The sequence below is a fragment of the Castellaniella sp. UC4447_H14 genome, from assembly GCF_052978285.1.
Genome location: NZ_CM129666.1, coordinates 474498 through 484453 on the forward strand (window position 1 = coordinate 474498; position 9956 = coordinate 484453).

13 protein-coding genes are annotated in these 9956 nt (G+C 62.0%); all 13 read left to right on the top strand.

Features of this window, described 5'->3' with window-relative positions; all coding sequences use genetic code 11:
- Positions 1 to 87: 87 nt before the first annotated feature.
- The 13 genes from ACVCMJ_RS02295 (at position 88) to ACVCMJ_RS02355 (ending at position 9956) form a co-directional block, all read left to right on the top strand.
- On the top strand, positions 88 to 609 hold the full coding sequence (locus tag ACVCMJ_RS02295) for a hypothetical protein (RefSeq protein ID WP_447079848.1): 522 nt from the start codon (positions 88 to 90) through the stop codon (positions 607 to 609).
- The gene (locus tag ACVCMJ_RS02300) at positions 606 to 1043 is read left to right on the top strand and encodes a hypothetical protein (RefSeq protein WP_447079849.1); all 438 of its coding nucleotides are present in this window, start codon (positions 606 to 608) and stop codon (positions 1041 to 1043) included. Before ACVCMJ_RS02295 ends, ACVCMJ_RS02300 begins: the two co-directional genes overlap by 4 nt.
- Positions 1040 to 2032: a YdaU family protein gene (locus ACVCMJ_RS02305; RefSeq protein ID WP_447079850.1), complete on the top strand. Its 993-nt coding sequence runs from the start codon at positions 1040 to 1042 to the stop codon at positions 2030 to 2032. Before ACVCMJ_RS02300 ends, ACVCMJ_RS02305 begins: the two co-directional genes overlap by 4 nt.
- On the top strand, positions 2029 to 2532 hold the full coding sequence (locus ACVCMJ_RS02310) for a hypothetical protein (protein ID WP_447079851.1): 504 nt from the start codon (positions 2029 to 2031) through the stop codon (positions 2530 to 2532). Before ACVCMJ_RS02305 ends, ACVCMJ_RS02310 begins: the two co-directional genes overlap by 4 nt.
- Complete coding sequence (locus ACVCMJ_RS02315; protein WP_447079852.1) at positions 2529 to 2777, top strand: hypothetical protein; 249 nt, start codon at positions 2529 to 2531, stop codon at positions 2775 to 2777. The genes ACVCMJ_RS02310 and ACVCMJ_RS02315 overlap by 4 nt, the downstream gene beginning before the upstream one ends.
- Entirely contained in the window at positions 2774 to 3388 is a 615-nt protein-coding gene (locus ACVCMJ_RS02320) for a RusA family crossover junction endodeoxyribonuclease (protein WP_447079853.1), read from the top strand. Before ACVCMJ_RS02315 ends, ACVCMJ_RS02320 begins: the two co-directional genes overlap by 4 nt.
- The gene (locus ACVCMJ_RS02325) at positions 3388 to 3774 is read left to right on the top strand and encodes a hypothetical protein (protein WP_447079854.1); all 387 of its coding nucleotides are present in this window, start codon (positions 3388 to 3390) and stop codon (positions 3772 to 3774) included. Before ACVCMJ_RS02320 ends, ACVCMJ_RS02325 begins: the two co-directional genes overlap by 1 nt.
- Positions 3774 to 4388: a DNA-binding protein gene (locus tag ACVCMJ_RS02330; protein WP_447079855.1), complete on the top strand. Its 615-nt coding sequence runs from the start codon at positions 3774 to 3776 to the stop codon at positions 4386 to 4388. Before ACVCMJ_RS02325 ends, ACVCMJ_RS02330 begins: the two co-directional genes overlap by 1 nt.
- A gap of 498 nt (positions 4389 to 4886) precedes the next feature.
- Positions 4887 to 5423: a terminase small subunit gene (locus ACVCMJ_RS02335; protein ID WP_447079856.1), complete on the top strand. Its 537-nt coding sequence runs from the start codon at positions 4887 to 4889 to the stop codon at positions 5421 to 5423.
- Positions 5392 to 6768, top strand: coding sequence for a PBSX family phage terminase large subunit (locus ACVCMJ_RS02340; protein ID WP_447079857.1), 1377 nt, complete (start codon positions 5392 to 5394; stop codon positions 6766 to 6768). Before ACVCMJ_RS02335 ends, ACVCMJ_RS02340 begins: the two co-directional genes overlap by 32 nt.
- Complete coding sequence (locus ACVCMJ_RS02345) at positions 6765 to 8099, top strand: DUF1073 domain-containing protein (RefSeq protein ID WP_447079858.1); 1335 nt, start codon at positions 6765 to 6767, stop codon at positions 8097 to 8099. The genes ACVCMJ_RS02340 and ACVCMJ_RS02345 overlap by 4 nt, the downstream gene beginning before the upstream one ends.
- Positions 8080 to 8862 (top strand): phage head morphogenesis protein, encoded by a 783-nt coding sequence (locus tag ACVCMJ_RS02350; protein WP_447079859.1) that lies wholly within the window; start codon positions 8080 to 8082, stop codon positions 8860 to 8862. The genes ACVCMJ_RS02345 and ACVCMJ_RS02350 overlap by 20 nt, the downstream gene beginning before the upstream one ends.
- The gene (locus ACVCMJ_RS02355; protein WP_447079860.1) at positions 8796 to 9956 is read left to right on the top strand and encodes a DUF2213 domain-containing protein; all 1161 of its coding nucleotides are present in this window, start codon (positions 8796 to 8798) and stop codon (positions 9954 to 9956) included. Before ACVCMJ_RS02350 ends, ACVCMJ_RS02355 begins: the two co-directional genes overlap by 67 nt.

The following is a 9956-nucleotide window of genomic DNA, read 5'->3' on the forward strand; positions in this document are numbered from 1 at the left end:
GGACGGAGCCGACATCGAGCTCTTCGCTGTGGTCGCGTGCGCGCCGTTTGTCATCGCCGCAGTCGGTATCTGGTGGGCGCTGAAGTAATGGCTGAAATCACCCTGGTCCGTCGCCACGACATCACGCTCACCGAACAGGAGCGCGCGATCGCGCGCCGAGCGGTGTTCGAGGCCGTGGACGGGCTTGGCGAGCGGAACCAGCGCAAGTGGCGCCGCCTGTGGAACCGGATCTGGAAGTTGGAGCCGGGCGAAGCGATGAACATCAGCACCAACCAGGAGCGCCTGGGCTGGTACCACCGTAAGCACATGGCGCTGGAACAGCGTGTATTTGAGGCGCAGGAGCGGTTCGAGGTCTTCGCGGGCTTCAGGACGTGGTTAAAGACTGGCGCCGGATTTGTGACGTGGTTTCCAGGACCGAAAGGCGGCGTGATACCGGTCGTGAAGTCGATCAGCTACGCGAAGCTTGAGCAGGGCGAGATGGAGGTATTTCACGCGGATGCCGTGCGGTTCCTGCGCACTGCGCATGCTCAGAAAACCTTGTGGCCGCATCTGGCTCCCATCGCGGCGGCCGAGATGATGGAAACGATTCTGGAGGGATTCGGAGAATGACTCTCTGGAACAGCACCCTCAAGCCGGGCAAGCCGCTGCAGCGCAAGGCGCCGATGCACTCCACCAAACCGATGGCGCGCAGCCCGATGAAGCACTCAGGCCGGCGCAAGCACAAGATCGCGGGCCACCACGATCAGAAGTTGCTGGATGCCTGCTGCGGGCAATCCTGCTACCTGCTTGTCCGCGGCATCTGCCCGCACATTCCGGAGGATCCGACCGTGGTCGACTGCCATGGCAACTGGGGAGATACCGGCAAGGGCATGGGGCTGAAGGCGGCTGACCGGTTCAGTGTCCCAGGTTGCGCAGCCTGCCACTACTGGCTCGATTTCGGCACAACCGCGACCCGCGAGGAAAAGCGCGCGGTGTTCTTTGATGCGCTGGCCCGGTGGCAGCCTGTGCGCGATGCCGCGCGGGCCAGGAGGTCTTTGGCATGAACTATTACGAGCACCATCTAGGTGACTACGCCAAAGACACAGGTCACCTATCCATGCTGGAGCATGGTGCCTACAGAATCCTGCTCGACAGATACTATTCGACGGAACGTGGAATTCCGGCCGACCAGGCGTATCGCCTGGCGAGGGCTCGCTCAGATGAGGAGTGCCGTGCCGTGGATGCCGTTCTTGAGGAGTTCTTCGAGCTTGTAGACGGCGTGTGGATCCAGGGGCGCGTGGAACGTGAACTTGTTGCAGCGAACAAACGAATTGTCGCCGCACAGGAGAACGGAAAGAAGGGCGGTCGCCCTCCTAAGAAACCCAAAGGTTCCGATCCAGAAACCCAACAGAAACCCGATGGGTTATTGCCGGGTTCCGATCCAGAAACCCAACAGAAAGCTCACCAAGCACCATCTACCAAGCACCATCTATCAAAAGAAGAAGAAGCGGCGGCGGCACATCCCCCGCGCGGGCGTATACGCGAGGCACCTTCCGCCGCGCCGCCTGCCGGCCCCGAAGTCATCGACCCACATGGCGGGACACTCGCCGGTCCACCCGCAGCCATTCCCGACGAAGCGCCAAAGCGCGCCACGCAGCTCGCGGTGCTGCTACGCCGTAACGGCGCCGACCCGAGGACCTTGCCGAATGACCGGCGTATCGCCGAGTGGGTCCGGGATGGCGTGACCGATGCCGAGGCGCTCCGGGCGCTGGAAACAGCGAAGGCCCGGCGCAAGGACCAGGGCAGCGACCAGCCCATCGGCACCGCGTACCTCGCGCCCATCATCGCCGACATCCGGGCTGCGCCACTGGTATCTCCAGCCAGCAAGCCGGCCGCCGCTGCGCAGGATCAGTGGTGGCGCTCCGATGCCGGCGTTGATCGCAAAGCTCGTGAACTGGGCATGTTCGCAAGGCCTTCCGAGGACTACGCGAGCTTCAAGGATCGGATTTTCGAAACGCTCAGACAGCGTGAGTCTCAGGGAGCAAGGGCATGAAAGGCATTCCGAACCCGAGAACACAACGGGCACAAGTCGATCAGAACGAACAGCCGCATATCGCCACAGGCGCGTGCTGCATCGCGGGTTGTAAGCTGCCTGGCACGATCGCGGCGAGCACCACAGGCTCGAGCGAGTGGTTCTGCCGGCTGCACTTTGGCGCCGCCTACGCGGAGAACGCCGACATCACACTGCGGGCCAACAACCGCATCGGGCTGTATCGCTTGGCGTTGGCCTGGTCGAACGAGCCACCCAACACACGGATACCGGCGGACGTGGCCGATACGCTGCGCCGCTTTCACCGGGAGTCGGTGTTGACTGCAAAGCCTCCGGTCGACGGGCGGCCGCTCACGCTGCGAACGATGGCACGGCACCTGTTGTCGCAGCTCGACGCTGAGTGCCGCGATGCCAGCACGCCAACCTTTGAGCCCGATCAACCCAGGCGCGCCGGAGACACCTGGACCCATGCGGCCGACATCGCTGCGGACGCGTTCGTATGACCTTGCCTCCCGTCCATTGCATCGACTGCCAGCACTTCGACATGCGCCGGTACACGGACATGGCCCGCGTGGGCTACGGCACCTGCGGTCTGGACCACCGCACCGGACGGTTTCAGAGCGCCGTGTTCGATCGAACCTGCGCCGGATTCTCGGCGGTCAAGCCTGATGTGGCCCAGCGCCGCCGGCAGTGGTTGGCTGATCAGCAGGCCAAATTTCGCAACCTCATTCTCGGGGAAACTGCATGACTTTTCATGACCATCCAACAAGCCGCGAGGACCTGGCATTCCCGCCGACTGCTGGTGACCTTCTCGAGCGCCGACAGGCGCGTGGGCGAACCCTGCAGGGTGGCCTGCAGACTCGTCCGATTCAGCGCCAACCGCTTGATTCGTCTGAAGATTGGGGTGGCCACCAAATGGGCGAAGGCGATACCCAGGCGATACGGTTCTTTGTTCCCGGCAAACCCCAGGGTAAGGGCCGGCCCCGGGCTGTCGCGCGCGGCAAGTTCGTGCGGATGTACACGCCCGAAAAGACCGTGACTTACGAATCCACCGTGGCGCTGGCTGCCAGTCAAGCCATGGCCGGCCGGGCGCCGCTCGAGGGCCCGGTTGTGGCTACTCTATTCATCGCGTTGCCAATACCCGCGTCGTGGTCGAAGAAAAAGCAGGCGCTGGCGGCTGCTGACAAGCTGCTGCCCACCGGCAAACCGGATTCTGACAACGTGGTCAAGGCCGTCTTCGATGCGCTCAATGGTGTGGTCTGGAACGACGATACTCAGGTGGTCGATCACTCAGCGAAGAAGCGCTATCGCTCGAGGCCAGGCGTGCAGGTCATCGTGTCGCTCGTGGGAGTCGAGTAATGCCGCTCAAAAAGAAGGCCTACGCCAGGACGCAAAGCGCGAAGCGATCCGTCGCGCAGGTGCTGCGAGACCGCGGCGAGAACGTCAACGGGCGCGAGAGCGCGGTGTTCCTGATCGCGGTTTGTACGGGCCGCTTCTGGCCGCCGAAAAACGGCGAGTCGAGCACCCAATATTTCCTGCGGATTGTGGAGAGCGTCTCGCCCAAACCGGAGAAATATGTGGGCGAGAAAGCCCAGCCGTCCACGGTCAATCGCATGACCCTGGAAGAGTGGACACCGACACCACACCCAAGAGCGGCGGAGATTGACGGTCTGCCCACGCAGGTCAGCATGTCGGGCTTTGGGAACGGTACGGAACGGCACAACGGCTTTGGTAGGGGGAAGTGATGGATCGGGAACCGCTCTTCGAGACTGCGCACAATGCGCTGCTATTTGCCTTCAACTTTTCGGATCAGCAGTACGAGCGCCCGCTCATGAACCGGCTGGCCGATGATCCTGACGGGCACGTGTCGATGGGACTGTCGGGGACCGATGGCGCGGCCCAGGCCGGGATGATCATGAGCCGCATCATGCTGATGCCAGCGCTCTCGCAATACATCATCTTCGCCCAGTACGCGCCGCACGCCCTGCGCTGCGAATGCAAGCGTCCATGCTGCTCTGGACACAGACCCAATGCGCAGTGGGATGCGGCCATCGCCGAGGTCAGCCGGTCATCGATCGCCGGCGCCATGACGGGCACGCTGTCGCATCGCGTGCTGAGGGATGCGATCATTCGGAAGATGTTCGGTGCCAAGGTGGACATCGTTGAAGCTGCAGAGCGCTGCGGCCTGGAGGAGCGTCAGGCGTACCGACACCAGACGGCTATCAAGCAGTGGCTCGATGGCAAGAGAGTGCAGAAAGGACAGGACAAGCGGGGCGTGCGGGCTGTGGCTTTCGAGCACATTACCAGGATTCTGACCGACTCTGGAATTGTGAAGTCGCCGGCGGCCTTGACAGCATGACAGTTTTTACTGTCAAATTGACCTTAATTTGATAAGTCCCCGTTCTGCGTCCAGCGAACGGGGATTTTCGTTTTCCGGGATGACTTTACGTTGTTCGGTGTGCGAACCCCTCACTTCCCATACTGCGCGAACACGATCAGTTTCCAGCGAATTGATCCTTGCGCTTGGGTGTGCTGATGATGGTTTTGTGGAGGCAACGGATCTTCCTTGTTTGCGGCAATTTCTTTTCCGCATCCCTCGCATCGGTATATTCCGGAGTTCGTGATAGTGGATCCCGGATTATGTATGTGGTCGTATGCAGTGCTATCGCTAGAATTCAGATACTCAGAATACTTGTATTGCGCCATCGCTCACTCCTGTTCAAAAGTGTCTAGGAGTTTCAGAGTATGGTTTGATACTTAATGAAACAATTAGTATTAACCCGTTATTCCTTCCTCGCTCATCACTGCCTGTCGCGCCCCGCTGAGCCTTCGGACTCGCGGGGCGCGGTGTCTTTCCATGGCCAAGATCCCCCCCAAGCAGCGTCGGTTCATCGAGGAATACCTGAAGGACCTGAACGGCACGCAGGCGGCGATCCGGGCCGGCTACAGCGAGCGATCCGCCAAGCAACAGGCCGAGGCGCTGCTGTCCAAGCCCCACATTCAAGCGGCTGTATCCGAAGCGCAGGCGGCACGCTCCAAGCGCACCGAGATTGACCAGGACTACGTCCTCGCCCGCATGGTCGAAATCGATCAGATGGACGTACTGGACATCATGACCGACACCATGAGCCTGAAGCCGGTCAGTGAGTGGCCCCGCGTCTGGCGCCAGTACCTGTCCGGGTTCGACCTGGCCGAGCTGTTCGAAGGCAAGGGCGACGACCGCGCCATGGTCGGCGTCCTGAAGAAGATCAAGTGGCCCGACAAGGTGAAAAATCTGGAATTGCTGGGGCGCCACCTGGGGATGTTCAAAGACAAAATCGACGTGACTGTGACTGAGGTGCCGTCGGGGCTTTCGCATTTCTATGGAGAGGACGACACCCAAACCGACGCTTAACCCGGCGCTTCGACAGTTCTGGCGTACACCGGCACGCAACCGGGTTCTCGTAGGCGGACGGTCGTCATCGAAGTCGTGGGACGCGGCCGGGTTCGCCACGTTCCTGGCGAGCAATTACAGGCTGCGCATTCTGTGTGCGCGGCAGTTCCAGAACAAGATCGAGGAATCGGTCTACACGCTGCTCAAGTCGCAGATCGACCGGTTCGGGTTGCGGACCAAGTTCCGCATCCTCGACAACAAGATCATTGGCGCCGAGACGGGCACCGAGTTCCTGTTCTATGGCCTGTGGCGCCACATCGACGAAATCAAGTCGCTGGAAGGCATCGACATCCTCTGGATCGAGGAAGCCCACAACCTGACCGAAGAGCAGTGGAGGATTCTGGAGCCGACCATCCGCAAGGAGGGGTCGCAGATCTGGATCATCTTCAACCCGAAGCTGGCGACAGACTTCGCGTACAAGCGCTTCGTCCTGGATCCACCGCCGAACACCATCGTTCGACGGATCAACTACGACGAGAATCCGTTCCTGTCGGACACGATCCTGCGCGTCATCGAGGCGCTCAAGGACGAGAACTACGAGGAATACCAGCACGTCTACCTGGGCGTGCCGCACGACTCGGACGATGGCGCCGTCATCAAGCGGGCCTGGATCCAGTCTGCCTTTGATGCGCATGAGCGGGTGGATGGCGATTGGACCGGCCGCAAATGCGTGGGCTACGACGTGGCCGACGACGGCGGCGACAAGAACGCGAACGCCGGCATGGATGGATCCATCCTATGCCTGATGGACGAATGGCGCGGCGGTGAGGACGAGCTGCGCGAATCGGCCGCCCGGACCAAGCAGAACGCCGAGAAGATTGAGGCGGATGTGATCGGCTACGACTGCATCGGGGTGGGCGCCGGCACGGGCTCACACCTGAATTCGATGGGCTGGCACCGGCACTTCAAGTTCAACGCCGGCGCCAAGGTGGAAAAGCCGGAGAAGAACTACGGCGACACCAGGATCAAAAACAAGGACTTCTTCGCCAACCTGAAGGCGCAGGCCTGGTGGCTGCTCGCCGACCGGTTTCGCAATACGCACCTGGCCGTCACCAAGGGCCGCAAGTTCCGCGCCAGCGAGATGATCAGCATCGACACATCGAAGATCGACTCGAAGCTGCTCGATCGACTCACGGATGAGCTCGCCACGCCGCTGCGCGATTACGACAACCAGGGCAAGGTGAAGGTCGAAAGCAAAAAGGATCTGGCCAAGCGTGAGGTCAAGTCCCCGAACCTGGCCGACGCCGTGGTGATAGCCGCTTCGCGCGGCATGCTGGCCCGCGTCTCGATATCGGACATGCTGTGAAGAAACCCCACATCAAGCTCAAGTCGCAGGCCATGCGGGACGGCCTTGTGAATGTCGTCTCCGGCCTGGGGACCGGCCGCGGTAAGCGGCTGCACAATCATTTCGTGCAGGGCGCGCTGCTGGACTACCAGCAGTGGCAGGCCGCGTACGAGACGAACTGGATCGCCCGCCAGATCATCGACATTCCCGCCGACGACATGACGCGCGAGTGGCGCACGATCAAGTGCCAGGATGCGGATGCCATTCGCCAGGAAGAGGACCGGCTTTCCGTTCAGTCGTGCGTCAATGAGGCTCTGTCCTGGTCGCGGCTCTTTGGAGGCGCCGTCATCCTGCCGCTCACCAACCAGGACTTCGAGAAGCCCTTCCGGCCCGAGATGGTGAAGCGGGGAGAGGTCCAGCGCCTGCTGGTGTTCGATCGCTGGGACCTGATCCCGCACGCCATCAACACATGGGACGTCCTGGCCGAGAATTACCTGCAGCCCGAGTTCTACACGCTCTACCAGGGCAGCCAGAAGATTCACTGGACGCACTTCATCAAGTTCGTGGGTGCGAAACTCCCCCGCCGCCAGCGGATCATTCTGCAGGGCTGGGGCGACTCGGAGCTGCGCAAGTGCCTCGAGGACATCAAGGACACGGTGTCGGCCAAGGACGGCATCGCCGAGCTCATGCAGTCGGCCAATGTGGACGTCATCACGCGCCAGGGCCTGTCCGATGAACTGACCACGGATCAGGAGCCGAAGATCATCGAGCGCTACATGCTCTTCGATCAGATGAAGTCCATCATCAACACGGCGCTGTTGGACGGTGACGAGAAACTGGACCGGCTCACGCTCAACATGAGCGGGATCGCGCCCGTGCTGGACACCTTTATGGTCTGGATCTCGGGCGCGGCGGACATTCCAGTCACACGCCTGTTTGGGCGCTCGGCGGCAGGGCTGAACGCCACCGGCGAAGGGGACCTGAAGAACTATTACGACAGCATCCGCAGCCGCCAGACGAGCCAACTCGACCGGCCCATGGCGATGCTGGACGCCATCATGGTGCGTAGCGCCCTGGGCACCATGCCCGAAGACTACAACTACGACTGGAACCGGCTCACGCAGCCCAACCGCAAGGAAGAGGCCGACGCGAAGAAAACCGAGGCTGAGACCGATGTGATCCTGCTCGATGCCGGCGTGGTGGGCCGCGCGCAGGTCATGCGCCGACTGGAGGCCGATGAGGTCTATCAGTACGAGGAAGGCGTGATCGAAGCGATCGAGCAGACCGAGGACCTGAGCCTGGGGCCGGTCGAGCCGCAGGGGAAGCAAGCCGATGAGCCGTTCACGCCCTGAAATCCAGTACAACCAGGTCCTGCAGCGGCTCGTGATCGCCGTGAAAGCGGACATCGACGCCCGGCTCATACCCGCCATCCATGTTCAGGCCCCGGCCTACGTGCAGGACGAGTGGGGCGCGGACATCCAGGCCATCATCGATACGCTGCTGGCGAAGTGGACGTCCCCGGGATTTCAGGAACTGGCCATGCGTCTGTCCGCAGGCTTTATCCGCACGACGCTCTCCACCATCGACCGGCAGAACAAGCGCTCGTTTGGGATCGACGTGCTGCAGGGCTCGCCCCAGATGCGCGCCGCCATGCAGGCGGCCACCATCCAGAATGCGAACCTCATCAAGTCGATCCCCGAGCAGTACCTGAAGGGCGTGGCCAATTCCGTGTTCACCAACATGCGGATCGGCCTGTTGCCCCGTGAGGTTGCTGCCCAAATCCAGGAACAGTACGGCGTCACGCGGCGCCGGGCGCAGTTCATCGCCCGGGACCAGACGGCGAAGGTGAACGGCGAGCTCACCAAGCAGCGCCAGATCGATGCCGGCTACGAGTATTTCCAGTGGCTGGATTCGGACGACGAGCGCGTGCGGGCCAGCCATCACAGGATCGCCAACACCGATGTCGGATATGGCCGTGGGGTCTACCGCTGGGACCATCTACCCGCCAACGAGCATGGCGAACGGATTCAGCCGGGATCCGACTACCAGTGCCGCTGCACGGCGCGCGCGATCCGCAACTCCAAGGTGAAGCGCAACCAGGAACACGCACCATGACGCGAGTATTCGTTCAAGACAAGGCGACCTTCAAGACCACAGCCCGCACCTACGATGATGCGGGCTTTTTGCATGTGCCGGGCCGGGTGTCGAAGACGGGCACGCAGCAGTACCTTCGGCGCGAATTGAACCTGGACGGCGACCCGAACGCCAGGGTGACGGTCTATCGGCCGCCCGATGAGGTCTTCGCGGCGGACAGCCTTGCGTCGTTTGGCGGCGCCGATGTCACGGTCATGCACCCGAATGAGCTGGTCAACGCCAAGAACTACCGCAAGACGTCGGTGGGGACGATCCGGGGGCCCGGGCGCCAGGACGGGGACTTCGTTGTCGCCGATCTTGTGGTGAAGGATGCCGACGCCATTGCCGCCGTTGAAAAACGCGGCTTCGTGGAGCTCTCGGCCGGGTACACCGCCGAGTACCAACACTCCCCTGGCACCACGGACGACGGTACCCAATACGAATACGTGCAGCGTGACATCCGCATCAACCACGCCGCACTTTTGCCCGCGGGGGCAGCACGAGCAGGACGGCAAGCCCGTATTTTTGACAACCAACCGAAAGGGAACACCATGAGCAAAATCATCACGCTTGACAGCGGACGCTCGGTGGAAGTTCAAGACGAGGCCACCGCCGCGCTCGTGTCGGACTACATCGACCGCCTGAAGAAACAGGTCACAGACTCCACCGCCGAGATCGACAAGCGCCAAGCGACCATCGATGGCCAAGTCGAGCAGATTAACCAGCTGAAGGCAGCCACAGCCGACGACGCCGTGAATGCGCGTGTGTCCGCCGTGCTGGACGCCCGCACGAAGGCCGAGAAGGTCGCGCCGGGCCTCACCTGCGATTCCATCGTTCCGGTGGAAATCCAGCGCGCCGCGCTGACCAAGGCCCGTCCCACGGTGGATTGGAAAGGCAAGTCCGAGGCCTACGTGCAGGCTGCCTTCGACATGGCCGCCGATCAGGCGGAAACCACGGACGCCCACGCCGACCAGAAGCGCAAGCTGGCTGAAGACGGCGCCGCAGCCGTCAAAGAGCAACCCAAGCCGGCGTACGACTCGTACAAGGCGCGCTTCACTCAACAAGCCAAGGAGTAA

What these genes read in the sequence shown, in the direction of transcription:
- ACVCMJ_RS02295 (WP_447079848.1), top strand. Translation starts at nt 88, where the DNA reads ATGGCTGAAATCACCCTGGTCCGTCGCCACGACATCACGCTCACCGAA.
- ACVCMJ_RS02300 (WP_447079849.1), top strand. Translation starts at nt 606, where the DNA reads ATGACTCTCTGGAACAGCACCCTCAAGCCGGGCAAGCCGCTGCAGCGC.
- ACVCMJ_RS02305 (WP_447079850.1), top strand. Translation starts at nt 1,040, where the DNA reads ATGAACTATTACGAGCACCATCTAGGTGACTACGCCAAAGACACAGGT.
- ACVCMJ_RS02310 (WP_447079851.1), top strand. Translation starts at nt 2,029, where the DNA reads ATGAAAGGCATTCCGAACCCGAGAACACAACGGGCACAAGTCGATCAG.
- ACVCMJ_RS02315 (WP_447079852.1), top strand. Translation starts at nt 2,529, where the DNA reads ATGACCTTGCCTCCCGTCCATTGCATCGACTGCCAGCACTTCGACATG.
- ACVCMJ_RS02320 (WP_447079853.1), top strand. Translation starts at nt 2,774, where the DNA reads ATGACTTTTCATGACCATCCAACAAGCCGCGAGGACCTGGCATTCCCG.
- ACVCMJ_RS02325 (WP_447079854.1), top strand. Translation starts at nt 3,388, where the DNA reads ATGCCGCTCAAAAAGAAGGCCTACGCCAGGACGCAAAGCGCGAAGCGA.
- ACVCMJ_RS02330 (WP_447079855.1), top strand. Translation starts at nt 3,774, where the DNA reads ATGGATCGGGAACCGCTCTTCGAGACTGCGCACAATGCGCTGCTATTT.
- ACVCMJ_RS02335 (WP_447079856.1), top strand. Translation starts at nt 4,887, where the DNA reads ATGGCCAAGATCCCCCCCAAGCAGCGTCGGTTCATCGAGGAATACCTG.
- ACVCMJ_RS02340 (WP_447079857.1), top strand. Translation starts at nt 5,392, where the DNA reads ATGGAGAGGACGACACCCAAACCGACGCTTAACCCGGCGCTTCGACAG.
- ACVCMJ_RS02350 (WP_447079859.1), top strand. Translation starts at nt 8,080, where the DNA reads ATGAGCCGTTCACGCCCTGAAATCCAGTACAACCAGGTCCTGCAGCGG.